Source organism: Cyclobacterium xiamenense, from assembly GCF_042140265.1.
Taxonomy (GTDB): Bacteria; Bacteroidota; Bacteroidia; order Cytophagales; family Cyclobacteriaceae; genus Cyclobacterium; species Cyclobacterium xiamenense_A.
The window spans coordinates 5,536,175-5,562,478 of record NZ_CP159481.1 but is presented as its reverse complement, the minus strand read 5'-3'; the positions used below and the strand labels follow the sequence as shown (position 1 = coordinate 5,562,478).

Genomic DNA, 26,304 nt, shown 5'->3' with positions numbered 1-26,304 from the left:
AACCTATGTCAGAAAAGCTTTGGATATTTGATACCACCTTACGAGATGGGGAACAGGTGCCGGGATGTCAACTCGATACCAGGGAAAAAATTGTCGTAGCCAAGGCTTTGGAGGCATTGGGCGTAGATATTCTCGAGGCTGGATTTCCCATATCCAGCCCCGGGGATTTCAACTCCGTAGTAGAAATATCCAAGGCGGTATCGGAACCCACCATTTGCGCCCTTTCGAGGGCGGTTGAAAAGGACATAGAGGTAGCCGCTCAGGCTCTTCGCTACGCCAAAAAAGGCCGAATTCACACAGGTATTGGCGTATCCGGATACCACATCGAACATAAGCTCCGAAGCACACCGGAAGCAGTTTTGGAAAAGGCTGTCAAGGCGGTGAAATTTGCACGGAATCTGGTGGAGGAAGTGGAATTCTATGCGGAAGATGCGGGTAGAGCGAACCCCGAATTCCTGGTACGCGTACTGGAGGCAGTCATCAAAGCCGGAGCTCGCGTGGTAAACATTCCGGATACCACCGGATACTGCCTTCCCGAGCAATATGGAAAAATCATTCGACACCTGAAAGAAAATGTTCCGAACATCGATCAGGCCATCATTGCAACCCATTGTCACAACGATCTTGGCCTGGCAACGGCCAATAGCCTCTCTGGAGTCATGAACGGCGCCAGACAAGTGGAGGTAACGATGAATGGAATTGGGGAACGGGCCGGAAATACCTCCCTGGAAGAGGTAGTTATGGCGATCAAGAGCCACCAGGAAATACCCGTCTACACGGATATCAATACGAAGAAAATTTACGAAACCAGCCGGATTATATCCAAGTTAATGAACATGCCGATACAGCCAAACAAGGCCATCGTCGGTAGAAATGCGTTTGCGCATTCCAGCGGTATTCATCAGGATGGCGTGCTGAAAAACAGGGAAAATTACGAAATCATCGATCCCAAGGATGTAGGGGTAGAGGAGTCGTCGATCGTGCTTACCGCAAGGAGCGGTAGAGCCGCCCTGAAACATCACCTGAAATTGCTCGGATTCGAATTCGACAAAGAGAAGTTGGACGAGATATACGAAGATTTTCTGGTGCTGGCGGATTCCAAACGGGACATCGGTAGAAAGGACCTGCTTTCTTTGTTGGGTGAACATCTGGAGCATTCCCCTTTTATCGGGTTGGAAGAGATTTCCTACCAGGGCAAGGAGGGAGAAGAGGCGCAGGCCGAGGTGATCCTGAATATTGGCGATGAACGTAAGACGGGCAGGTCAAAAGGTAACGGTCCCGTGGACGCGGTTATCAAATCCATCAAGCAGTTGATTTCCCAGGACGTGATTCTGGATGAATTTCTTATTCAGGCCATTACCAAGGGCAGCGATGATATCTGTAAAGTACACATGCGTCTGATGCACGAAGGCAAGCCCTACCATGGTTTCGGTTCAGAAACGGACATTGTGTTGGCTTCTGCAAAGGCCTTTTTAGATGCTTTGAATAAATTACCCGTCAACTAATCTTGACAAAAACGTAACCATAATGGAGAAAAGAACATTATTTGATAAGATTTGGGACGCTCATGTGATCAAATCTATCCCAGGTGGTCCGGATGTATTTTTCATCGATAAGCATTTTATCCATGAAGTCACCAGTCCGGTCGCATTTCTAAACCTCGAGAAAAGGGGGGTCAAGGTCATGTTTCCCGAGCGAACGGTGGCCACTCCGGATCATAACGTGCCCACCATCGATCAGGACAAGACCATCAAGGATCAGCTTTCCCGGATGCAGGTGGAAAAACTGAGAGAGAATTGCAAAAAACACGGAATAGAATTGCATGACCTCGGTTCCGACCATCACGGAATTGTCCACGTAATCGGGCCCGAGTTGGGCATTACCCAGCCAGGGATGACCATCGTTTGCGGAGATAGCCATACCTCTACCCACGGGGCCTTCGGTACGATTGCTTTCGGGATAGGTACCTCTGAAGTGGAGATGGTCCTGGCTACGCAGTGCATCATGCAGGCAAAGCCGAAGAAAATGCGCATTACGGTGGATGGAGAACTCGGCCCGGGGGTATCTTCCAAGGACATTATCCTGTACATCATCGCCCAGATTTCTGCCAGTGGCGGGACGGGGTATTTTATCGAATATGCTGGAAGTGCCATACGTTCCCTGAGCATGGAAGCCCGCATGACGATTTGCAACATGAGCATCGAGATGGGAGCCCGCGGGGGATTGATCGCGCCCGACGAAACCACCTTTGCCTATCTTAAAGGAAAGGATTTTGCACCCAAAGGAGAGGCCTGGGATCAGGCGGTAGCTCATTGGAAAACCCTCAAAACCGACGATGGGGCAGAATTTGACCTGGAGTATCGGTACAATGCCGTGGACATCGAACCCATGATTACCTATGGGACCAATCCGGGCATGGGCGTTAAGGTGAAGGATAGCATTCCTACCACCGATGGTATGAAGGACAGCGTTAAGAAATCCTACCTTAAGTCACTGGAATATATGGGATTCAACCCCGGAGAGCCAATGAAGGGGAAAAAGATTGATTACGTTTTTGTCGGTAGCTGTACCAATGGCCGTATCGAAGACCTTCGTACGGTTGCCAACTTCGTTAAAGGCAAGAAAAAGGCGGATAACATCACCGCTTGGATTGTGCCGGGTTCCAGAGAAGTCGAAAAAAAGGCCATCGAAGAGGGGCTGGTACAGATACTGGAAGAGGCGGGCTTTAAGCTCCGACAACCGGGATGTTCGGCCTGTTTGGCGATGAACGACGACAAGATACCTTCCGGCAAATACGCCGTGTCTACTTCCAACCGTAATTTTGAAGGCAGGCAAGGTCCCGGAAGCCGGACCTTATTGGCTTCTCCGCTTACGGTGGCAGCGGTAGCAATTACAGGGGAGATTACCGATCCCCGGGACCTAATTGAGGAATTAGCATTAGAAAAATAAGACATGGCATACGATAAATTTGATATATTGACCAGTAGAGTGGTTCCGCTCTCTTCCGAAAATGTGGATACGGACCAGATCATACCGGCCAGGTTTCTGAAAGCAACCGAAAGAAAAGGATTCGGGGACAACCTGTTTCGCGATTGGCGATACGATAGCGAAGGGAATCCCAAACCCGATTTTGTGCTGAACGATCCTACCTATGAAGGAAAGATTCTCCTGGCCGGAAAGAATTTTGGTTCGGGTTCCAGCCGGGAACACGCGGTGTGGGCCATTTACGATTACGGATTTCGCTGCGTTGTTTCCAGTTTCTTTGCAGATATCTTTAAAAACAACTGCCTGAATATTGGGGTACTACCGGTGACCATATCGCCGGAGTTTGCCGAAGAGTTGTTTGCAGCAGTGGAGGCAGATCCTACCACCGAAGTGGAGGTAGATATCAACAAGCAGACGATCACACTTTTAGCAACGGGCAAGTCAGAAAGCTTTGACATCAATTCCTACAAAAAGCAAAACATGAAGAATGGATTTGATGACATCGATTATTTGTTGAACCTAAAGGAGGAGATACAGGTATTTGAGAACGGACGGTAGGAAACCAAAGGCTCCTGGGAAACCAAGGAAGTATTGATTAATGGACTGGGTATGAGTAGAGAAAAGAAAATAGAAATCATGGACACCACCCTTCGGGATGGTGAGCAAACTTCTGGTGTGTCCTTCCTCCCTTCGGAAAAGTTGCAGATTGCGAAACTTTTGCTTGAGGAGTTGCGGGTGGACCGCATCGAAGTGGCCTCGGCCCGGGTATCGGAAGGGGAGTTGGAGGGCGTTAAAAAAATAACGCACTGGGCCTCCGAAAAGGGGTTTTTGGATCAGGTAGAGGTATTGGGTTTCGTGGATACTCCCAAATCTGTGGATTGGATGGTGGATGCCGGAGCCAAGGTACTGAACCTGCTTACCAAGGGCTCACTCAATCACCTCACTCATCAACTGAAAAAAACGCCTGAAGTTCATTTCGAGGAAATTGCCGACTGCATTCATTACGCTTCGGAAAAGGGGATAGAAGTAAACGTGTACCTGGAAGATTGGAGCAATGGGATGCGAAATTCCAGAGAATATGCCATGTCCATGATCCGATTTCTCTCGGAATTACCTGTGAGACGTATCATGTTGCCGGATACCCTTGGGCTGTTGTGCCCCGAGGAGGTGCAGACCTTTTTGGGCGTGATTTGCACCGAATTTCCGGACACCCATTTTGATTTTCACGCGCACAATGACTACGATTTATCCGTGGCCAATGTGCTAACCGCGGTGAACTCGGGAGCCAGAGGTATACATACAACCGTGAATGGTTTGGGCGAACGGGCCGGCAATGCACCCCTCGAATCCGTGGTAGCGGTGATTCAGGACTTTACCGATTTTGGATTAAACGTACAGGAGACCAAAATCTATCGCATAAGTAAATTAATCGAACAGTTTTCGGGACTAAGGATACCGGCTAATAAACCGGTGGTGGGTGAAAACGTATTTACCCAGACCGCAGGTGTTCATGCGGATGGGGATAACAAAAAGAACCTGTACTACAGTGATTTGCTACCCGAGCGGTTTGGCAGAACGCGGAAGTACGCGCTCGGAAAGACCTCGGGGAAGGCCAATATCCTAAAAAATCTCGTGGAGCTTGGGATATCGCTTGAGCCGGAGGAATTGGCGAAGGTGACCCAAAAAATCATCGAACTGGGTGACAAGAAAGAACGCGTCACAACGGAAGACCTGCCCTATATCATATCCGACGTGCTCCAAAACAACTCCATACATCGGGACATCGTCATCGACGGGTACCACATGGTTCATTCCAAGGGGCTGAAGCCCTCGGTACAGCTTCGGGTCAAGATTTTCGACGAGTTTTACGAGCAGAACGCCTCCGGGGACGGGCAATACGATTCCTTCATGAAGGCGCTGAAGAAGATTTACAAATCCCTGAACAAAGAGCTGCCCAAATTGACGGATTTTCAAATCAGTATTCCTCCCGGTGGAAAAACGGATGCTTTTGTCGAATGTGTGATTACCTGGGACCTGGAGGGAAGGATTTTTAAGACCAAAGGTTTGGATAGTGACCAAACGATTGCCGCGATGAAAGCGACCGAAAAAATGTTAAATATCATCGAACAAATTAAAAACAGTAACAAAACAGAAAAGAAGAATCCCTATGGAAATGAATATAGCCCTATTGCCTGGTGACGGTATCGGACCTGAAGTAATCGCACAGGCAGTAAAAGTAGTCCACGCAATCGGGAAAAAATTTGGACATACGATCACTTTTAAAGAGGCAATTACGGGAGCCGCGGCGATAGATGCCGTGGGTCATCCCTATCCGGAAGAGACGCATCAAGTTTGCCTGCAATCGGATGCCGTCCTCTTTGGAGCCATAGGAGATCCGCGATTTGACAACGATCCAAGTGCAAAGGTCCGACCAGAGCAGGGCTTGTTGGAGATGAGAAAGCGCTTGGGTTTGTTTTCCAACGTACGCCCTACTTTCACCTTTCCTTCCCTGGTCCACAAATCACCCCTGAAGCGGGAACGCATAGAAGGAACGGATTTGGTCTTCCTTCGGGAGCTTACCGGAGGAATCTATTTTGGAGAGCCAAGAGGCAGAAACGAGCAGGGCACCAAGGCATTTGATACCTGTGTCTATTCGGTAGAAGAGATCGAACGACTGGCCCGAATGGGGTTCGAGTTCGCTCAGAAACGCCGAAAGCTACTTACTTGTGTGGATAAGGCCAATGTGCTGGCTACGTCCAGATTATGGAGAGAGACGGTACAGCGACTGGCGCCCGAGTATCCCGACGTTACCGTTGAATACGAATTTGTGGATGCCGTGGCCATGCGACTGATTCAGTGGCCAAAGGCCTATGACGTTCTGATCACGGAAAATCTGTTTGGAGACATTTTAACCGATGAAGCCTCGGTGATCAGTGGGTCCATGGGCCTGATGCCCTCGGCCTCGCTGGGTGAAAATACCAAGTTATTTGAGCCCATTCACGGTTCCTATCCCCAGGCCGCGGGCAAGGATATAGCCAATCCCCTGGCGACGGTGCTTTCGGCAGCCATGATGTTTGAATATGCATTTGAACTATTGGATGAAGCAAAAGCCATATCCGACGCCGTGAATCTCTCCCTGGAAAAAGGAGTCGTTACCGAAGACCTGGCCGAGGGCGAGGTGTCCTACAAGACATCGGAGGTAGGAGATTGGCTAGCGGAACAGATTTCGAACGCCTAAGGTAAAAATTCGACCAGCGTAAAAAAGCCGCCCTTCGTCAGTGTAGAAGGGCGGCTTTTTTTAAGTCATTTTTTCGACATGAAAATATCTATTAGCTCTTGCGTAATGCCGCTCGAGGAATACCCTCCGTCGTGGAAAAGGTTTTGCATGGTCACCATGCGTGTGAAGTCCGAAAACAGAGTGACGATGTATTCGGCACAGGACGCAGCGGATGCATTTCCCAAAGGGGAAGCAATGTCTGCAAAATCATAGAAATCGTTGAATCCACCGATTCCTGAACCAGCGGTCGTTTTTGTCGGTGACTGGGAAATGGTATTGACACGGACTTTTTTTAGTTTTCCGTACCTCAATCCGTAGTTCCTGGCGATGCTTTCCAGAATGGCTTTGGCCTCGGACATATCGGAATAAAAAGGGAAGGCACGCTGAGCGGCGATATAACTAAGACCTACTACAGAGGCCCATTCGTTCAAAATATCTTTTTTCTCCGCTACCTGTAACATTTTGTGAAAGGAGATCGCCGACACGTCGTAGGATTTCTGAACCCATTCGTAGTTCAGGTCTCCGTAGGGTTTGCCTTTTCTTACGTTGGGTGACATTCCGATAGAATGCAAAAGGAAATCAAAATTCCCTCCCAAAAACTCTTTGGCCTCGTCGTAGAGTTTTTCGATATCCTCTACAGACGTGGCATCGGCAGGGATAATGATGGTTTCGCAATGTTCGGCTAGTTCTTTGATCGCGCCCATCCGCATGGCGATGGGGGCATTGGTAAGTACGAATTTCGCTCCCTGCTCTTTGGCTTTAAGCGCCGCTTGCCAGGCGATTGAATTTTCATCCAGGGCTCCGGTAATAATTCCTTTTTTTCCTTTTAGTAAGTTCTCAGGCATATTTTAGTTTTAATTTTCTTTCTTGGAATAAATAATGTTTTACAAATTTAACGCTTTCTAGTGTAAACTTTTTGATTTTTGAAAACAACGATCGAATTGGTTTATTTACCAAGCAATTCCCTCGCGTTTTCGTAGGCAGTAGTGGATGGATTGGACCCGGAAATCATTTTGGCGATTTCAAGAAGACGTTCTTCCTCGTCCAATAACTTGATCTTGCTCACCGTTTTTTTGGCGCTGTTGTCCTTGAATACGAAATAGTGTTTTTCACCTTTCGCAGCTACCTGAGGCAAATGGCTGATACAGATTACCTGGTGCTTTTCTGCGATTTTTTGCATCATGCGCACCATTTGAAGGGCCACTTCTCCGGAAATGCCGGTGTCAATCTCATCAAAGACAAGCGTCGGCAGGGCCATTTTATCGGCCATGACGTATTTAATGGCAAACATCAGGCGTGAAAACTCCCCCCCGGACGCGACCTGCCCGATGGGTTGTGTGGCAATGCCCTTGTTTGCCGAGAATAGTATGTCAATTTCGTCGATACCGGATTCATTGGCGGGGACTTCTTTTCGATGGATTTCGATTCGGGCATTTTCCATCCCAAGTTGAGCCAATAATGCCTGAATCTCCCCACTAAAGTTGTCGAAAATCGCCATGCGTTTTTTTGAAAGGTGCTGGCCTGCCTGCATGAGGGCGATTCTGGCTGCTTCCAGTTCGGCTTTTTGGAGATCGAGTGCTTCTTCCAGATGATCGGCCCGAAACACTTTGTCCGCAAGCCTGGCGGTCAATTCGACTAACGCTGTATCCGTATGTACCCCGTGTTTTTTCTGTAGTTGGTAGATAGTACTCAGCCGCTCCCGGATCCATTCGGATCGTTCCAGATCCACATCCATCCGTTGTTCCTCGGTCGATAGGCTTTCCACAACGTCCTTCAACTCAATCAAAAGGCTGGTAAATCGTTGATTCAGTTCCTCGAATTCCTTTCCAAATCTGCTGAGAAACTGAAAATGCGGTTTTGCAGCACCCAGCATTTGCAGCGCACCCATTTCTTCGTGATCAAGAAATCCCAGGGCTTCCATGGCCTGTGATTTTATTTCTTCGGCGTGATTGAGTATTTCTTCTTCTGATTCAAGCCGGGCTTGTTCCCCTTCTTCCAGGTTGAGCGTGGATAGTTCTTCCAGTTGAAATTGGTTATAGTCGGATTCCTGTTGCAGGCTCAGCATCTCCTTCTCCAAGTCGTGCACTTTTTTTTTCAAGTCCTGGAATTGCTTGTAGCGTTCCTTGAAAACCGTTCGCTCGGCTTGGGTAGCAGCAAAGGCATCTATCAGCGACAATTGGTACACGGAGGCCCCCAACAGCAGGTTTTCGTGTTGCGAATGGATATCCATCAGGGTTTTTCCCAATTCTTTCAACACGTCCAGCTTCACGGGCGTGTCGTTTATAAACGCCCGCGACTTACCCGAAGGAGCGATTTCTCTGCGAATGATGCAGGTAGGGTCGTAATCCAGTTCTTCCCGATCAAAAAAAGCCTTTAAGCCGTAATTCTCTACAGCCACGACCCCTTCGATGATGCACTTTTTGCTTTCATCAAACAGGGCTTTTGTATCCGCGCGATTACCTAGCAATAAGCCTACGGCTCCCAGCATGATGGATTTACCCGCACCCGTTTCTCCGGTAATCATGTTCAGACCCGCGCAAGGATGCATCTCCAGTTGTTCTATCAAAGCATAATTCGTTATGCTAAGGTTGGTTAACATGCTGTTTTGATTTCGTTTAGGGAGTCAAAATTAACCAAAATTGAGGATTATCCTTTTAAAATATCATTGTATTTTCGAGCGTTGTTGGGATCCACTTTCAACAATACCTCGACGGCTTGCTCTTTGATCGTATCGGGGGCAGATTTTAATAGTTTACTGATTTCGTCTGATTTTGCATCCATAAAGCTGATGGTCAGGATGCTATTGGGTTGAACCCCATTGGCTTCCTGCACCTTGTTTAGTGCCTGAAGGATATTTTCAAACCCTTCGTCGGGTTTGGAAGTCAATAAGTCGAGCCCCTTTCGGTGATAGAGGTAGTAGGCATCCCTAACCGGTACCATTACCTGAGAGTTGTACAATTCGTTGGCCAGCCAGTAGCGGTTTCGTTTATCGGATGGGTTTTGGTTCCAGCCAGATCTGGAGGATTGCTGGGCATTTGCGACGATGTTGTTGGCAATTTCGAAATACGGATCGCCTCCCCGAGGCGCAAAGGAGTCGTAGTCCAAGCCGATGGCAATGTAGGCGTAATAGGCGAGAAGCGAGGTAATGTTGTTCAGGAAGGAAAACTGATTGAATTCAAGTGGCTGCGATTCTACGTATTCAAAGGTCCAGTTTCGATCGGCAAAGTTTAGCAGCAGGCTTTCGTAGTTGGATCCATAAACCGGTCGCACGGTCTGGATCTGAACAGTTGCGGAAAAAAGGCCTACCTGCGGCATGTCATTGATGGTAATCAGCAAGTTTCCCTTGATGCGTTCTTCAGGTTTAAATTCATCGTCGGTCCAGGTTCGGCCGTTTAAAAACTGCTCGAAGGAGGACTTCATTTGTTCAAAGATGTCTCGGTCCTGGGTTCTTGCGCGCTCACTGTTAATGGTGACGGTGAAGTTTAGTTGCTGGCTGAGGCTTGTCAGGGGTAACCATACCATTGCCAGAAATCCGAAAAATACCAGGTTGCGTGTCATCGGTTAAGGCTTTATTGTGTCTAGGCGTTTAAACGGTTTTCTCCACTTTCGGTTTTGCTCCGAGTAGCATTTCTACTTTATCCAGAATGATCGATGCCAGTTCCTCTTTTTTAAGGACGGGTGTTTTTTCACTTTTTTCGGTGGTACTGAAAAAGGTGACCTGGTTGGTATCTTTCTGAAATCCAGCTTCCGGATCGATCAGGGAGTTTAAAACAATGAAATCAAAGTTTTTTGACACCAGTTTATGCTCGGCACTTCCGGAGCCTTCATCCGTTTCCAACGCAAAGCCCACATGTATTTGCTTGCTGGTCTTTTTCTCGCCCAGGGTACGGGCGATATCGGGATTTTTGACGAGCGATACGCTCAGGTTTGTTTCTTTTTTTTTGATCTTTTCTACCGATGGTTTCGCTGGTCTGTAATCAGCGACGGCAGCAGTAAAGACGGCCACATCGCATGTGGGGTGTGCTTCCTCACTGGCTTCGTACATTTCCAATGCAGAAATAACGGGAATTACCCGAACGGAAGGGTGACTGGGACGCAGGTTCGTTGGGCCCAGTACCAAGGTCACCTGGGCTCCTCTGGCTGCGGCCTTGTCAGCAAGTGCGATCCCCATCTTTCCGCTGGAATGGTTACTGATGTAGCGCACGGGATCGATGGCTTCCCGGGTAGGACCGGCAGTGATCAGTATTCTTTTTTCAACTAGTAAGGAGGAGGGAGAAAGCAGGTGTTGGATCTGCGCCAGTATTTCTTCCGGTTCTGGCATACGGCCCTGTCCACTCAGACCACTTGCCAGTTCTCCGCTGGCAGCCTCCATCACGTGTGCGCCCTGCATTGCCAGGGTGCTTAGATTGTCACGAACGGCGGGATGCCGGTACATGTCAAGGTCCATGGCAGGCGCTACCAACACCGGGCAGGTACAGGACAAATAGGTGCACAAGAGAAGATTATCGCTTTGCCCCGTCACCAGTTTACTAAGGGTATTGGCCGATAGGGGCGCGATTACTACTAAATCGGCCCAGTTTCCCAGTTCCACATGGTTGTTCCATACACCGGAGTGTGTATCAAAAAAATCCCGGTACACGGGTTTTTTTGACAGGGTAGCCAAGGTGAGTGGGGTAATGAAGTCGAGGGCAGAAGCGGTCACAATGACCTGCACTTCTGCCCCCTCTTTGACAAGCAATCGAATCAGGTGTGCTGCCTTGTAGGCAGCAATTCCTCCGGTTACCCCGAGTAAGATACGTTTGCCGGAAAGTGATGGCATGTTACGATTCCGTCTCCTCTTCCGGATACCTGAACATCACCTTGTCTTCCATAAATTCTTCCATTGCCAGGGTGCTGGGCTTGGGCATCCGCTCGTAAAATTTGGAAATTTCAATCTGCTCTTTGTTTTCGAACACTTCCTCCAGGTTGTCTACCGTGGAAGCAAATTCGGATAGCTTGGTGTTCAATTCCTCTTTCATAGACGAGGAAATTTGCTTTGCCCGCTGCGAGATCACAAATATGGATTCGTAAAGATTGCCTGATTTTTCGGCCACTTTGTCCAGATCTCTGGTAACTATTGATGGATTAACCGCCATGATTGGTATGTGTTAGTTTTCTGTGTTTCGTAATGCTTCCGTTGCTGCCTGGTTTCTTTCTTCTTCCTCGCGTAGCTTCCGTGCCTCCGCCGACCGGGCTTCGTATTGTTCCTTCAAGCGGTAGTGCGCCTCTAACTCGGTTGTGGTTTCGCTCTTGATGTTTTCCACTTTCTTCCCGTAGCTACTGTCCGGGTATTTCTGACTAAAGTCTTGAGCAAAGTCGATGGATTGTTTCAGACGTTCCTCTTTTTTGTCAAATACACTCCGTTCTGCATAGGCAGCACTGACTTCTACCAGCTTGAACGCCAATTCTTCGTTGTATTCACTGTCTGGAAAAGACTTTGCGAAATTTTGAAAGTTGATGATACATGCCCGGTAAAATTCTCCCGGAAAAAGGCCTTCCGTAAGTCGGTAATACATTTTAGATTCTTCAAATGCTTTTTCCTCAAACCTTTTCTGAAGATCATCTATCATGGATATGGCGCGTTCGTAAGAATCGGATTCCGGGTACCGGTTCATAAATAACTGAATGGCATTCACTGCCTCCCGGGAACTTCTTTGATCCAGGTTGTAATCCGGGGAATCCAGGTATAGGGAATATGCATGCATGAAAAGAGCCTCTTCGGCCATGGGAGAACGGTTGTAAGTATCAAAAAAGGTTTTGAAATAGCCGGCAGATTCGATGTAGCGTTTGGTACGAAAATGGGCGTATGCATAGTTGAATTCCGCCAATTCTGCCTTACCGCTACCTTTGATGACCGGAAGGACCCGATCGTAGAGTATGATTGCTTTGTTGTATTCGCCCTGATCGTAGTACCGGTTAGCCGCCTCGTACAACTCGTCCCAATTGGTACTCTTTTCTAACTTGTAAAATTCACCGCAGCCGGAAAGAAGGAGCGCCAGTAGAAATACAAGAACGTATGGTGTTGATTTTATCATGTAGCCTGCAAATATAAGGGATTAATAATTGGTTTTCAAGGGCACATCCTGTACCAGGGACAACCTTACCTCTTAACGTATAGTTTTTCGGTGACAATATTCTTATTGTCGACAATCAAGGTGTAAAAATAGGTGCCGGGATTCAGGTCCGTCACCGGAATCACCAAGGTCTCCTGACCCGGATCCAACGTGAAGTCATATATCGGGTTTCCAATAAAGCTGTTGATTACCACACGCACACTGGCTGCCGGATTTTTGATTTTGTAATCCAACTGCGCCGACCGCACACTGGGGTTCGGGTAGATGCTTCCCATGTCCACGTCTTGATGGCTTACTTCTTCAGAGGGATTTTCTCCAATCACATTGTACACACTTTCGATAATGAAGGCATCTCGGGTCGAGTTGCTGTTAAAAAAATGCAGATCGAATGTGCCCTTAGTGGGAATGATTCCCAATTCAAATTCAATGTACAAATCCGTATACACTTCTCCAGGATTCAAGGTAAGTTTGATTTGGGAAAGGTCTTTCCTCGGATCGTAACAATTGTCCCCCAGGCAAACCTGAATGTTTTGAGAAGAACCGATATTTCCTCGCAAATACCTCAGGTAATACACCGATTTTTCCTGGGACTCGTTTAGAAGAATGAGCGATTTCCGCTGTGTAGTATTCACTTTTCCATTGAACTCCACTTTATCACTGAGCACGCGCACTTGCCTTGCTTCAGCATACTGCTGAAAACACAGGGTCAACGTGAGAAATAGTGATAGCAAGAGTTTCATGTAAAGTTCAATTCAATAGAATACCGTTTTTTCTTTTCATTACTAGTACATACGTATAAAAATACTTAATTGGTTCCACATTTTACGCACAAAGGGGTTAAAAAATGTTAACCTTCATGAAATTTTTCTTCGGAGCAACCGTTACAAAATGGGTTTTAAACTACCCGTATTTCAAAAAATTGTCATTTAACAGATAATTAATTGAAATTATCTATACGTTTTTGTAGTTCGTCCTCGTCGGGCAAGGGCAAGGTTACATCCGGTTCGTCGAAGTAACTGTAGAGGTTTCGCTCTCTTTTTTTGGGTGTTCTCCAGTCATCAATGCTTTGCCTGTTTGGTCTTTCGTCAGATCGCCAGGTAAATCCTTTCAACTGCTTCTGGTCCACTTCGATCAAATGGGGAGGCGTAAACGAGGCCTCGGGTTTGATGGAATGGCTAATTCGTGAAACGGCTCCTTCCTGAAATTCCATGATGATGCGACCACAAAGCAAGGTGTTCAGACCCTTAAAGGTGGTGTCATTTTCCAACGCGAAATACAGGGATTCTCCATTTCCTTCCACGTCTAGTAACTCGATGTCCCCTTCTGAAAAATAGGCGGTCATTTTTCTGCCCTTGATTTGATTGAAATTAGCTACGGTATCCCGGGTAATGGCAAAGGCATTGTCAATCAGCAGGGCCTGATCGATTTCCTCGTTTGCCAGTAGAAAGCGGATGCTGTCGGCCGTGATTTGGCTTTTGTTGTTCCACAAGATGGGATCTGAAAACAGGTAAACCGTGGAGTCTGCATAGGTGTAGGCCATGGAATCGGCCCTGCCAGCAAGCGTTGACTTGATCATTCGCATGTCCGGAAAGGCCAGCATGTATCGGTCCTCCGGTATTTCGCTGTCCTGGGTAATGAGGGTGTCGGCAATCATGAATAAGGTGTCTGCCTCAAAATATTTCCGAACCAGGGCCCGACCGTATACTTTCGAATATTGCCGCCCCTCCCAGTACTTTCCTTCCTCACCAAACACTTCTACGTTCTGCTCCTTGTTGAAGATGCTTACATTTTCCCTGGCCTCAAAGTATTCGGCTTTTTCGTCGTAATAGAGAATTTCTCCGTAAACGATGCTGTTTTCGGATTCTACGTTGCCGTCATAAAATCGGAAGATTTTATTTTCGGTATCGTAGTAACTTCCTCGTTGAGCATTCAATTTGTCTCCCTCTTTGGATACGATGTTGGTCAGTTTTTCTGTTTCAGCGATTTTGGTAACTGTGTAGTAGTAGAGCACCTTTGATTTCATCGTGTAGTCGGGATTCTCCAACACCACCTTATCCACAAAGGTGATTTTTTCATCCCGGGTTTCATAGACGCCCCGCTTGCTTGTCAGAGTATTGGTGCTGTCTTTAACCAGTCCATTGTTGTAATAGTTGGCCACCCCGGTTTCCCGGTTGTAATCCAAAAAATCGGTGTAAAGAGTCGTCCCTTCGTTGACCAAAATCACATTCGTTCGTAGTTTGGCCAATTGGGTTTCTCCATCGTACTCGGCGTAACGGCTGGTGACGGTAACCGAGTCTTCCTCGTTGTCGATTTTGACATTTCCGAAAAGCTTGGCCAGGTTTTCCTGTCCGTAAAAATGCGCCGAGTCGCAATAAATAAGGGAATTTTTGTGCTTCATGATCACGTTGTCCAGAAGTCGGTCGAAGCCCTTTCCTCCCTGCAGTGCGTCGGCTTGCAGGATTTCGAGCCGGCTCTGTTCGGTTTGGCTATGGGCCGGGAGCCAGCCCAGTAAGAAGCAAATGCCCAGTAAAAATAGTTTGATTTGTGTCATTCGCATGTATTTCCGGTTCAAAATTAATATAAAATGGTATTTTTGGGTTATGCTCAGCCGATTTATCCAACATGTACGGGAAAATAACATTTTAGATGCCCGAGAAAGGTATCTTTTGGCTGTCAGCGGAGGAGTAGACAGCGTGGCCCTGACGCATCTGATGCACCGGGCTGGCTTTACGTTTGAGTTGCTTCATTGTAACTTTCACCTGCGTGGGCAAGAAAGCGAGGCAGATTGCTTTTTTGTGAAAACGCTGGCAGACCGCTTGGGACATGGCGTCCATGTACGGGATTTCGCACCGGAAGAATACATGCAACAGCAGGGAGTATCTCTTCAAATGGCAGCGAGGGAGTTGCGGTACCAGTGGTTTTCCCGAATCAACGAGGAGCTACAAACGAATGGGGTGGTCTTGGCTCATCATGCGGACGACCAGCTCGAAACCATCCTGCTGAACCTCCTGCGGGGCACCGGAATCGAGGGACTGTACGGCATGTCTGAGCGAAGGGACTACCTTCTTCGTCCGTTACTGCCCTTCAAGCGGGCGGAAATCCTGGCCTTTTTGCGGGAACATCGGCTGGATTGGCGGGAAGACAGCAGCAACCAGCAGACCGTCTACAAGCGAAATTACCTGCGTCATGAATTGATCCCTGTACTGGAAGACCGGGACTCCCATGCGCCCGAGGCGATGCGGCAAAGTTTCGAGCGGGTAAAGGATACAGGAAAGGCTTTTTTTTACTTTTTCGAGCAGTGGCGTACGGAAAACGTATTGCAGGAAGCTTCCTTTGAATACCTGCCTTTTTCCAGCCTAGAGCCTGTCCCGGGAAAGGCATCGCTCCTTTTTTACTGGCTGAGAAGCAGGGGATTTACGTACCAACATGTCGTGGAAATACTGCAAGCCATGGAAAAAAAGGTCTCCGGAAAACGTTTTTTTTCTGGTGAATGGGTGCTAAACATAGACAGAGATAAATTAATTTTAGGGAAAGAATGTGGCGACCCGGAGCCCACCCACCTGGAGCAGCATGCCCTGTCGTTTCGTGCGGGTGAGCGTGGCAGCTACGAAATCATCCGGCTGAAAGGGGGCTGGCAGCTGGATCGTTCGGCTGAAAACGCCTTGCTGGACGGGGAATTACTCGAATTTCCCCTCCTTTTGAGAAATTGGGAACAAGGAGATCGGTTTAGGCCCCTCGGCATGCGGAAATTTAAAAAGGTAAGCGACTTTCTCATTGATTTGAAAGTACCCCTGATTATGAAAGATCGGGTAAAAGTGCTATGTTCTGGGGGAGAAATCGCCTGGGTGGTTGGGTATCGAATAGATGACCGATTCAAAGTGACGCATGCAACACGAGAGGTGGTGTATTTTAAAAAAAGATGATGATGAATCCGTTTAAAAAGAAATACAGTGCAAAGGAACTGAAGCAGTTTGCGTTTTTGGAAAAAGCCAGGTTTTTTCAGGACTTGAGCTACGAAGAGATGTCCCGTTTTTTACCAGCCATTCACCAACGAAAATACGAGCGGGATGAAGTGGTTTTCTTCCGCAACGATCCCAGTCAGGCCTTGTATATTCTGGAAAAGGGAGAAGTTACTCTGAACATTGACATTCGAGGCAGTTTTGAAACCATCATCAAACTCAACGAAGGCGACCCTTTTGGGGAGAACTCCATGTTAGCCGATTCCAAACGGATATACACCGCGATCGTAAGTACCGAGGAAGCCATTTTGTGGGTGATTCCAAACTACGCCATTCTTGATATTTTTAGAAACAACCAAAAAATAAAGGCGAAGATGATGACAGCGCTCGCCACCTTCTACAACCAAACGAACCAGCAATTATTCTCCTCCTACAAAAACTCCTACGGGTTTTTTAACCTGGGGCAGATGTTTGAATAATTCGGGATATTCCTTCCTATAAAGCGCATTCTTTAATATCTTAGCGCAAATTTTGAAAAATTACAATCTAAACCGATTATAACATATGACAAAAGTAACCGTAGTCGGAGCCGGAAATGTAGGTGCGACCTGTGCAGATGTTTTGGCTTACCGAGAAATAGCCGAGGAAATTGTTTTGGTCGACATCAAAGAAGGCGTGGCCGAAGGGAAAGCGTTGGATATCTGGCAAAAAGCACCGATCAATGTGTACGATAGCCGTACCATTGGAAGTACCAATGATTACTCGAAAACGGCAGGTTCTGACGTAGTGGTCATCACCTCTGGTTTGCCGAGAAAGCCAGGCATGACCCGTGACGATCTGATCGAAACCAACGCCGGTATTGTAAAAATGGTTACCGAAAACGTCATTCAGCATTCCCCCGACGCCATCATCATCATCGTTTCCAATCCCCTGGACGTCATGACCTACCAGGCGCATATCACCTCCAAAAAGCCAAAAACACAGGTGATGGGCATGGCAGGTATCCTTGATACGGCCAGGTATCGGGCTTTTCTGGCGGAGGAGCTCAATGTGTCTCCAAAAGAAATTCAGGCAATCCTCATGGGTGGACATGGAGACACGATGGTGCCGCTCCCGCGTTACACCACGGTAGCAGGTATCCCGGTGACGGAACTGATTGCGCAAGATAAATTGGATGCCATCATTGAACGTACCAAGTTTGGCGGAGGTGAGTTGGTAAAGTTAATGGGTACTTCAGCATGGTACGCGCCGGGTGCTGCAGCAGCACAAATGGTGGAATCCATCGTAAAGAATCAAAAACGTGTTTTCCCGGTTTGTATCAAGCTGGACGGAGAATACGGGATCGACGACTGCTACCTGGGTGTGCCGGTGATTTTGGGCAAAAATGGGATTGAAAAAGTCATTGAACTGGACCTGAACAACGAAGAAAAAGCCCTTTTAGAGGTTTCTCGAACACATGTGAAAGAAGTGATGGCGGTTCTTGATAAATTATCCGCAAACTGATCCCTTTTCTTTGTGAATTTTTGAAATCCCAACTTTCACGCGTTGGGATTTTTTTGTTGCTTTGGGTAAAGTGTAACCGTTGACGCCGTGAGCCAAGTTAAAAACCTGCTGGTAATGGTACTGATCCTGGTGTTGGGAGCAGCCGCGTTTCTAATGCTGAAAACCGGCTATTTCGACGATCAATGGGAGGGTACCGAAATGATTCCCCCGAATGCGGTTTTCGTCTTTGAGACAGAAGATCCCGTAGGTTTCTGGAATTCCCTGGTGCAGCAACCTGTCTGGGAGAAACTGCATCGGTTTGCCGGTTTGCAGCAGCTAGAATCCCAATTGGTTTTTTTGGATAACAGCACCGGAAACCAAGGCAAGCTTCACCAGTTTTTAAAAGGACAGCGTTTTCGACTCTCGCTCCATCCGCTGGGTAAGGAATCGTTCGGTTTCCTGGTCGCTGTCGCCTTTAAAAACAGGGAATTTGTTCCGTTTATTAAGAACCTGGAAAAGAAATTTGAAAATCAGGGAGGGGAGGTCAGAAAACGAAGCTACAGCGGGATTTCCCTGGTTGAGATCTCCCTGGAAAACGGTGAAAAGCGATTTACCTATGCCCTCTATGACAACGTATTGCTGGGCAGTTACCATTCCTTCTTAGTGGAAGACGCGATTCGCTATGCGCAGTCCGAAGGTCTGAAGAACTTCAAGGAGACCTTTCCATACCTTTTTGCAGGGGAGTCTGCATTGCCCCCGGAGGGACTGGTGCACGTTTCCGGTGCCAACTTTGCCGATTATGTGCAGGAATTGACGCAGGGCAGTACCAATAAACTCGTGGAAGACCTTCGTGCCGCGGATTTTTCAGCAAACCTCGTTCCCATTCTTTCCGATGCGGCTATCACGTTTCGGGGGGATTTTTTTGTCAATGGAAAGGTACAGCAATTGACTAGCGGAACGGCTGTCTCGGAGGCGGAGCTGGGGCAGATGCATTCCTTGATCAGTAACCGTGCGATGCTCGTCAGTAGCTATTGGATGCCGGATCTGAACGGGTTTGACAGCATACCCAACGCTTCTTTTTCACCTAAACCAGTTATCCAGGCAGAAATAGAAAACAGTTTGGAAATGCAGGTTTTTCGTAGCAAACTGAGTGGAACTGCCGCTTTGGTTATCGAGGAGGGATTATTGGAGACTTCGCCAAAACAACTACTCATTCTCGGCACAAATGACGCCAACCGATTGCTGGAAAGCCTAAATGCGTTTGCACTTTCGATCAATCAAAACGATTCCGCATCCGTTTTTAAAGATTATTACCGCGGTACGGAAATAGTCATGCTGGATCTTGAGGAATTTCCAGCACATCTATTTAGTGGACAGTTCACCGGGTTTACAAAGAGTTATTTCGCCGCGATCCATGGGAAATTGGTGCTGGGCAATAGCTTACGCACCATGAGGAACCTACTGGATGACCTGTACCAGGACAACACCTGGGGAAAATCGATCCGAGCGCAGCATCGGCTGCAGCCTCCCGCGCAAACCCCCGTTCACTTTCTTCTGAACAACGAGCGTTTTTTTCCAGCGTTGACGCGTTCCAGTCAGCCATCCTGGAGGGCCTTGTTTCAAAAATATGCAGAAGTCTTTGGTTCCTTCGACGGGTTGCGGGTTTCGTTTCAGGAAGACGGAAAAGTTACAGTAGACATAACCGTGGACCTGAATGAAAAAGTGGCAAACCGGTCGTTGACGCTCGTCGAAAGTAGAAGTACGGTTTTTGATACCCCACTGCTATACGGGCCTATTGGTCTACAGAATTTCAACGACCGAAGTACTGATTTTTTGGTTCAGGATGAGGATTTCTTTGTTCATTTGCTCACAAATGAAGGGGAATCGGTATTCATGCAGCGCATTCCTGGAAAAATAATCTCCGATGTGTTCCAAATTGATTTTTACGAAAACGAAAAACTACAGTTGGTGTTTGCGACCAGGAATCTGGTGTACGCGTTGGACCGATACGGCAACCTGCTTCCAGGTTTCCCTATCCATTTCAAGGAAGGGGTAGATATTGCTCACTTAAATGTCCTGGATTACGACAATAACAGGGATTACCGATACTTTGTCGCCGACCGGGAGGGGAACCTCTACCTGTATTCAAAAAATGGGATACTGTTGGACGAATGGGATCCGAAGGAAACCAGCGGGGGAGGCTTGGCGAGCCGACCAGCCCATCACCGGGTACCCGGACTCGGAGATTTTATGGTAGCCCTTCATGCGAATGGAAGCCTGGGCCTGTACAGCCGTCGGGGTGAATCAAAGACAGGCGGTCCGATCATGCTCGGAGAACGTATTTCCACTTCCTACGGTATCGAAGAAGGGCTGTCGACAGGGCAGACCCGATTGGTGACGATAAACGATGCCGGAGAAGTACTAAAAGTGAATTTTAAAGGTGAACTTACGTATAGAAATCAATTGATGCGGCCCGATCGGGATACCCGGTTTTCCCTGGTAAACGATCAGAACCGGTCGGAATATCTCTGGGTGGTCAAGGAATACAATCAATTAAAAGTGCTTTCAGCGGACGAAAGGCTTTTGTTTGAGTTGAACATACTTTCGGAAGAATTGGACTACAGGTATTTTTCCTTTGGTCCGGAAAATAAGATTTTTGTGGTGTTGGATAGGGTGCAGGATTTTGCATATTTGTACCATCCCGATGGAACACTGATTAATCAAAAACCTCTGAATGTCAGCGGAGACGTATGGGTGGAGTTTTCCGGTAGCACCAATGAATACAGCCTGGTGACCGTTTATATGAATCGGCTGAACGAATACAAAATACCTTTATGAATCGGTTAAGATGATGACTACTTCAATGAAACGAATCAAACAATCCGGCAGGTACGGCATGTTTCTCACACTCCTTCTATGGACTGGGATTACGGGCGCCCAGACCGAAGTGGATTACCTTTCCGATACAACGGATACCAATAATTTCAGTACCCCCTATCACAGCACCTATACATTCTTTTACCACCTGAACGAAGGTCACTACGACCCGGATATTTCGGCCGGAGCGTTGAACATGGCTGGCAGCGAAGGGCAGAATGCCTCCGCTTTGGCCGTTATGCTCAAGCAGATTTTTGATGGAAACGGGGTGTACGTGCACATGAACGAAATTCCAAATGCACCCAATTACCGCGATACGGTTCGAAATGGCCAACAGATTTACGTTTTTGATGAGATCATTCTTCCTTCGGTCTATTTGGAAAAAGTAGGAAATCAATGGAAGTTTTCTTCGAATACCGTACAAAACATCAAGGCGCTGCACCAGGAAACCTATCCCTATGGAACGGATAAGCTGCTGACGCTTCTGCCCAAGCTGGGGAGTCAGGTTTACTTCGGCCTCCACCTTTGGCAGTTATTTGGACTTTTTTTTCTGATTTTGTTGGTTTTTGCAAGCCACCGGTTGTTTACCTTTCTGGTAGATAGGGGGCTGTACTATGTCTTGGTTAGATCGGGCTACCGTACCATCGCAAAGAAATACCTGCTACCGGTAGCGAGAATCGTAAGTATTTACCTGATCGTCCTGTTGCTTGCCATATTTATCCGGGTGCTGCAGTTGCCCATTTCCATTGTCTCCTGGGTGACGATTTTTCTGAATGCGGTGAAGCCGCTCATTGTCACCATTATCTTTTACAAATTGGTGGACGTCTTTTCAGGCTACATGGAACGGTTGGCCGATAAGACTACCTCCACGCTGGATGACCAGCTGGTGCCTCTTGTACGAAAAACGCTGAAAGCCTTCGTGATCATTGTCGGCTCCCTGTTCGTCCTCAAATACGGCTTAAGGATCGACATCGTCCCGTTTTTGACCGGCCTTTCGATTGGTGGGCTGGCCTTTGCGCTGGCGGCACAGGACACCATCAAAAACTTTTTCGGTTCTGTCATGATTTTTATTGACAAGCCTTTTCAGGTGGGGGACTGGATCACGAGCGGTGACGTAGATGGCACGGTGGAAGAGGTCGGATTTCGGTCCACCCGTGTACGTACCTTCAGAAATTCACTCATGTACATTCCAAATGGTAAAATCGCAGACGCCACGGTAGACAACCACGGACTTCGAAAGTACCGCCGTTTTTACAGTACCCTTACCATTACCTACGATACTCCACCGGAGTTGATTGAGGTGTTTGTAGAAGGCTTGCGCCGGATTGTACAAAACCATCCCAAAACGCGTAAGGATTATTACAACATTTACCTTAATAACCTTTCAGCGTATAGTCTGGATATCATGTTTTACGTTTTTTTTGAGGTACCCTCCTGGCCCGAGGAGCTAAAGGCACGAGAGGACCTGATTCTGGCGGCGATTCGGCTAGCGAATAGGCTGGAAGTGCGTTTTGCCTTTCCTACCCAAACGCTTCACATGGAAACCTTCCCTGAGAAGCAAGGCTTTACTCCCGTATACGAAGGGGATCGGGCCGGCTACCAGAAAAAGCTGGAGCAGTTTATCAAGTCCGAAACCAGAGGGGAGAGTCGCCCTCCGGAGAAAACAGCCCATTAGACCAGTAAGACCTCTACTCCCTTGTCTTCCAATACCTGCACGTAATGGCTGGGAAGTGCCCGGTCGACGATAATGGTATCGATGTCTTCCAGTGCTGCGATTTTTCCGAAGCTTTTTTTTCCAAACTTGCTGCTGTCCGCAAGTACGATGGTTTTTTGTACGGATTGTATCATCACATGATTCAGGTGGGCTTCCATCATGTTTGAGGTGGTCAGACCAAATTCGGGGTCGATGCCATCCACACTGATGAAGAGTTTGCTACAAGCAAAATCTTCAATCATGGAGGCAGCATAATGGCCGACAACCGAGCTGCTGCTTTTTCGTACCACGCCGCCCAATTGCACAATCTCCACTTCCGGAAAATCCAGCAGTGCCATGCTGACATTCATGGCTCCGGTGAGTACGGTTAAGGGCAGATCCCGTGGAAGTGCCCGGGCAAAAGCCAGCACGGTGGTACCCGACCCGACGATGATGGCATCTTTTTCGTTTACCAGAGTACTCGCTTTTCGAGCGATAGCCCGTTTCTGCTCCACCTGAACCAATTGCTTTTCGTTCACCGGTTTATCGTTGACATAGGGGGCCACTGGTGTGGCACTCCCGTGGGAGCGGTAGAGCAAACCTTTGTCTTCGAGTAATTTAAGGTCCTTTCGAACCGTTACCATGGTCACGTTCATTTCCCTGCTTAGCGCCGCCACACTTACATAGCCGGCTTGTTCCAGCTTGTCCAGGATAAACTTATGTCGTTCTGCAATTACCATCGCTGCATTTTTTTCACTAAAGATAATAAAAATAATTTCTTTTTGTTTCTTTTTGTTTCCTTTTATTGTACTTTAGTGCAGTAAACAGGATTAAATGAAAAGAAAAGAGAATCTACTCCGGGTAGAAAAGACGGAAAAATCGGGAGATAGTTGGGATCTGGTGGTGATCGGAGGAGGCGCATCGGGACTGGGGGTGGCATTGGACGCGCTGTCCAGGGGCTTACAGGTCTTGCTTTTAGAGAAAGCTGATTTTGCCAAGGGAACTTCCAGTAGAAGCACCAAGTTGGTGCACGGCGGGGTACGTTACCTGGCTCAGGGAGAGGTTGGATTGGTGTTTGAGGCGTTGAAAGAACGGGGAAGGCTGTTAAAGAATGCTCCGCACCTTACGGTCAATCAGCCTTTTATCATTCCCTTGTATACCATCTTCGATCGATTAAAATACAGTATTGGCTTGAAGATTTACGATTGGATGGCCGGCGGGCTGCGTCTGGGAAAATCTCGTTTTATCTCCCCGGAGGAGACGTACCGGCGCTTGCCCAAAATCCGCAGGGAAAATCTCCGCGGAGGCATTGTCTACCATGATGGGCAATTTGACGATGCCCGCCTGGCGCTGATGGTAGCCCGAACCTGCGACGACATGGGTGGCTGCATGCTCAACTATACCAAAGTAAACGAGCTGAGCAAGGACGCCTCCGGAAGGATCAATGGTCTCGTATTTCGGGACGTGGTGGGTAAGAATAATTATAAGGTACGGGCAAAAACCGTGGTGAATGCCACTGGCGTATTTGCCGATAAAATTCTTCAGATGGATCGACCCGATGCTCAGAAGATGATCCAACCCAGTCAGGGTGTTCACCTGGTATTGGATGGTTCGTTTCTTGGCGGAAGCGATGCGTTAATGATACCAGAGACGTCCGACGGCCGCGTACTTTTTGCAGTTCCCTGGCAGGGAAAACTCGTAGTAGGGACTACGGATACCTTGCGGAAAAAACCAAAAATGGAACCCCAACCCTTATCGTCGGAGATTACCTTTATACTTGAGACCGCCGGTCAATACCTGAAAAAGGCGCCTCGTAGGGAAGATGTGCTTTCGGTATTCGCCGGTTTAAGGCCGTTGGCTGCACCAAAGGAGGGCAGTACCAAGACCAAGGAAATATCCCGAAGCCATAAGGTAATTGTCTCCGATAGCCAGTTGGTTACCATTACGGGAGGTAAATGGACGACGTTCAGGAAAATGGGCGAAGATACCGTGGACGTGCACTACAGGATACATGGAATCAAGGCGGTGGAAAGCACCTCCGCAGGAAAGCACCTGCACGGGTACCTGGAACACCCTGAGGAAGGGCCTTTACACCTGTATGGAGCGGATGCCGCCACCATTCGGGCGTTACAGCAATCCAATCCCGAATGGGCCCAACCGATCCATCCGGATTACCCCTACACGGGAGCGGAAGTGGTATGGTCGGTACGGGAGGAGATGGCCATAAAGGTGGAAGATTTTCTTTCCAGGCGGTGCAGAATTTTATTACTGGATGCAAAAGCTGCTTTGCACATGGCTCCCCGTGTGGCTGCCCTTATGGCAGCTGAACTTGGAAAAGATGAGGAGTGGATCATGTCAGAACTCGAAGAATTTTATAAATTAGCCAAGAAATATTTAATTCAGACATAACCCCATGGACCAAAATAACCAGTATTTAATGGCATTGGATCAAGGCACAACCAGTTCCAGAGCCATCATTTTTGATAAAAAGGGGCAACCGGTTGCCTCTGCTCAAAAGGATTTCGAACAGCTGTTTCCCCAATCGGGTTGGGTAGAACACGACCCCAGGGAGATCTGGACTTCTCAGGCTTCCGTAGCTACCGAGGCGATTACCCGCGCAAATATCAGCGCTCATCAGTTGGCTGGAATCGGGATCACCAACCAACGAGAGACCACAATTTTGTGGGATCGGGAATCGGGAGAACCGATTTTCAATGCCATTGTCTGGCAGGATCGCCGTACCGCGGCTTATTGCAATTCCCTCAAAGAAGAGGGGCATTCGGAAATGGTGCGGGATAAAACCGGTTTGATCATTGATGCCTACTTTTCGGGAACCAAAATCAAATGGATATTGGATCATGTAGAAGGGGCGAGAGCACGTGCCGAGAAAGGTGAGATTTGCTTCGGAACAGTGGACAGTTGGCTGGTTTGGAAAATGACGGGGGGAAAGGCCCACATCACGGATATCACCAATGCCAGTAGGACGATGATTTTTAATATTCATGATAAAACCTGGGACGAAGAATTGCTGGCCTTGCTGGACATTCCCAAGGCCATTTTGCCCGAGGTAAAATCTAGCAGTGAAGTGTACGGTACCACCTCTGGTGACTTGCTGTCGGCGCGGATTCCGATTGCCGGGATTGCGGGTGACCAGCAGGCAGCCTTGTTTGGACAGTTATGTACCGAACCCGGGATGGCCAAAACCACGTATGGTACCGGATGTTTTTTAGTAATGAATACCGGCGAAAAACCGGTAAAATCCAACAATCAATTGCTTACCACCATCGCCTGGCAGGTGGGAGATCGGGTGCAATACGCGCTGGAGGGAAGTGTCTTCATCGGAGGTGCCGCCATTCAATGGCTTCGTGACGGAATATCTGTTATAAGCGATGCCAGGGAAAGTGAGAAATTGGCCAACAGTCTTCCCGATAATGGTGGCGTGTATTTTGTCCCGGCGCTCACCGGTCTTGGAGCACCTTACTGGGATCAGGATGCCAGGGGTTCTTTTTTCGGCATCACCCGTGGGACGGGTCGTGCGCATCTGGTCCGGGCGGGCTTGGAGGCCATTGCCTACCAGGTATACGATGTATTGAAAGCCATGGAAAAGGATGCCGGGGAAGCTACGAAGGAGATGCGAGTCGATGGAGGCGCGAGTGCCAATGATTTTTTGATGCAATTTCAAGCCGATCTTACCCAATGTGCCATCAAACGGCCTGAAATCATTGAAACAACCGCTTTGGGAGCAGCCTACCTTGCCGGATTGGCTGTCGGCTATTGGAAGGACCTGGATGAAATCAAGACGCTTTGGACGGCGGATGAGTCCTTCAGCCCCAAGGAAAACAAGGAAGCGATGGAGAAAAACCTGGAATACTGGCACAAAGCCGTAACTAGAACCCTAAATTGGCTAACTGACTAATC

At 48.0% G+C, this 26,304-nt stretch carries 21 protein-coding genes; 12 read left to right on the top strand and 9 right to left on the bottom strand.

Features of this window, described 5'->3' with window-relative positions; translation table 11 throughout:
- Positions 1-5 precede the first annotated feature (5 nt).
- From ABWH99_RS22815 to leuB, 5 genes are read left to right on the top strand one after another with little or no spacing between them, the layout of a single operon-like run.
- Positions 6-1,505 (top strand): 2-isopropylmalate synthase, encoded by a 1,500-nt coding sequence (locus tag ABWH99_RS22815; RefSeq protein WP_375584076.1) that lies wholly within the window; start codon positions 6-8, stop codon positions 1,503-1,505.
- A 22-nt stretch (positions 1,506-1,527) separates the two neighbouring features.
- Entirely contained in the window at positions 1,528-2,949 is a 1,422-nt protein-coding gene (leuC, locus tag ABWH99_RS22810) for a 3-isopropylmalate dehydratase large subunit (protein ID WP_375584075.1), read from the top strand.
- 3 nt (positions 2,950-2,952) lie between these two features.
- Complete coding sequence (gene leuD / locus ABWH99_RS22805) at positions 2,953-3,543, top strand: 3-isopropylmalate dehydratase small subunit (protein WP_375584074.1); 591 nt, start codon at positions 2,953-2,955, stop codon at positions 3,541-3,543.
- 51 nt (positions 3,544-3,594) lie between these two features.
- A complete protein-coding gene (locus ABWH99_RS22800; protein WP_375584073.1) occupies positions 3,595-5,184 on the top strand; it encodes an alpha-isopropylmalate synthase regulatory domain-containing protein in 1,590 nt (529 codons plus the stop codon).
- Positions 5,153-6,223, top strand: a complete 1,071-nt coding sequence (gene leuB, locus ABWH99_RS22795) for a 3-isopropylmalate dehydrogenase (protein WP_375584072.1) — start codon at positions 5,153-5,155, stop codon at positions 6,221-6,223. Before ABWH99_RS22800 ends, leuB begins: the two co-directional genes overlap by 32 nt.
- Positions 6,224-6,288: 65 nt before the next feature.
- Here the strand turns inward: leuB and ABWH99_RS22790 are convergent, their stop codons facing one another.
- From ABWH99_RS22790 to ABWH99_RS22755, 8 genes are all read right to left on the bottom strand, one after another.
- Entirely contained in the window at positions 6,289-7,107 is an 819-nt protein-coding gene (locus ABWH99_RS22790) for an enoyl-ACP reductase (protein WP_375584071.1), read from the bottom strand.
- A 101-nt stretch (positions 7,108-7,208) separates the two neighbouring features.
- Positions 7,209-8,861 carry a DNA repair protein RecN gene (recN, locus tag ABWH99_RS22785; protein WP_375584070.1) on the bottom strand — a complete coding sequence of 551 codons (1,653 nt, stop codon included), beginning with the start codon at positions 8,859-8,861 and terminating at the stop codon, positions 7,209-7,211.
- 47 nt (positions 8,862-8,908) lie between these two features.
- Positions 8,909-9,820 (bottom strand): DUF4835 family protein, encoded by a 912-nt coding sequence (locus ABWH99_RS22780; RefSeq protein ID WP_375584069.1) that lies wholly within the window; start codon positions 9,818-9,820, stop codon positions 8,909-8,911.
- 28 nt (positions 9,821-9,848) lie between these two features.
- Positions 9,849-11,081, bottom strand: coding sequence for a bifunctional phosphopantothenoylcysteine decarboxylase/phosphopantothenate--cysteine ligase CoaBC (gene coaBC, locus ABWH99_RS22775; protein WP_375584068.1), 1,233 nt, complete (start codon positions 11,079-11,081; stop codon positions 9,849-9,851).
- A 1-nt stretch (position 11,082) separates the two neighbouring features.
- The gene (locus ABWH99_RS22770) at positions 11,083-11,397 is read right to left on the bottom strand and encodes a DNA-directed RNA polymerase subunit omega (protein ID WP_375584067.1); all 315 of its coding nucleotides are present in this window, start codon (positions 11,395-11,397) and stop codon (positions 11,083-11,085) included.
- 12 nt (positions 11,398-11,409) lie between these two features.
- The gene (locus ABWH99_RS22765; protein ID WP_375584066.1) at positions 11,410-12,336 is read right to left on the bottom strand and encodes an outer membrane protein assembly factor BamD; all 927 of its coding nucleotides are present in this window, start codon (positions 12,334-12,336) and stop codon (positions 11,410-11,412) included.
- Positions 12,337-12,401: 65 nt separating this feature from the next.
- Positions 12,402-13,115 (bottom strand): T9SS type A sorting domain-containing protein, encoded by a 714-nt coding sequence (locus ABWH99_RS22760; protein ID WP_375584065.1) that lies wholly within the window; start codon positions 13,113-13,115, stop codon positions 12,402-12,404.
- A 197-nt stretch (positions 13,116-13,312) separates the two neighbouring features.
- Positions 13,313-14,926 carry an OstA-like protein gene (locus tag ABWH99_RS22755; protein WP_375584064.1) on the bottom strand — a complete coding sequence of 538 codons (1,614 nt, stop codon included), beginning with the start codon at positions 14,924-14,926 and terminating at the stop codon, positions 13,313-13,315.
- A gap of 49 nt (positions 14,927-14,975) precedes the next feature.
- Here ABWH99_RS22755 and tilS point away from each other — a divergent pair, with 49 nt between their 5' ends.
- The 5 genes from tilS (at position 14,976) to ABWH99_RS22730 (ending at position 22,368) form a co-directional block, all read left to right on the top strand.
- A complete protein-coding gene (gene tilS, locus ABWH99_RS22750; protein ID WP_375584063.1) occupies positions 14,976-16,298 on the top strand; it encodes a tRNA lysidine(34) synthetase TilS in 1,323 nt (440 codons plus the stop codon).
- A complete protein-coding gene (locus ABWH99_RS22745; RefSeq protein ID WP_375586616.1) occupies positions 16,298-16,813 on the top strand; it encodes a Crp/Fnr family transcriptional regulator in 516 nt (171 codons plus the stop codon). Before tilS ends, ABWH99_RS22745 begins: the two co-directional genes overlap by 1 nt.
- Positions 16,814-16,898: 85 nt before the next feature.
- On the top strand, positions 16,899-17,837 hold the full coding sequence (mdh, locus tag ABWH99_RS22740; protein ID WP_375584062.1) for a malate dehydrogenase: 939 nt from the start codon (positions 16,899-16,901) through the stop codon (positions 17,835-17,837).
- Between the two features lie 87 nt (positions 17,838-17,924).
- Positions 17,925-20,654, top strand: coding sequence for a hypothetical protein (locus tag ABWH99_RS22735; protein ID WP_375584061.1), 2,730 nt, complete (start codon positions 17,925-17,927; stop codon positions 20,652-20,654).
- A 10-nt stretch (positions 20,655-20,664) separates the two neighbouring features.
- Entirely contained in the window at positions 20,665-22,368 is a 1,704-nt protein-coding gene (locus ABWH99_RS22730) for a mechanosensitive ion channel family protein (protein ID WP_375584060.1), read from the top strand.
- On the opposite strand, the gene ABWH99_RS22725 is transcribed toward ABWH99_RS22730, so the two are convergent.
- Positions 22,365-23,126 (bottom strand): DeoR/GlpR family DNA-binding transcription regulator, encoded by a 762-nt coding sequence (locus ABWH99_RS22725; protein ID WP_375584059.1) that lies wholly within the window; start codon positions 23,124-23,126, stop codon positions 22,365-22,367. The genes ABWH99_RS22730 and ABWH99_RS22725 overlap by 4 nt on opposite strands.
- A 94-nt stretch (positions 23,127-23,220) precedes the next feature.
- On the opposite strand from ABWH99_RS22725, the gene ABWH99_RS22720 reads away from it, so the two are divergent.
- Entirely contained in the window at positions 23,221-24,795 is a 1,575-nt protein-coding gene (locus ABWH99_RS22720) for an FAD-dependent oxidoreductase (protein WP_375584058.1), read from the top strand.
- 4 nt (positions 24,796-24,799) lie between these two features.
- Positions 24,800-26,302 carry a glycerol kinase GlpK gene (gene glpK / locus ABWH99_RS22715; protein WP_375584057.1) on the top strand — a complete coding sequence of 501 codons (1,503 nt, stop codon included), beginning with the start codon at positions 24,800-24,802 and terminating at the stop codon, positions 26,300-26,302.
- Positions 26,303-26,304 lie beyond the last annotated feature (2 nt).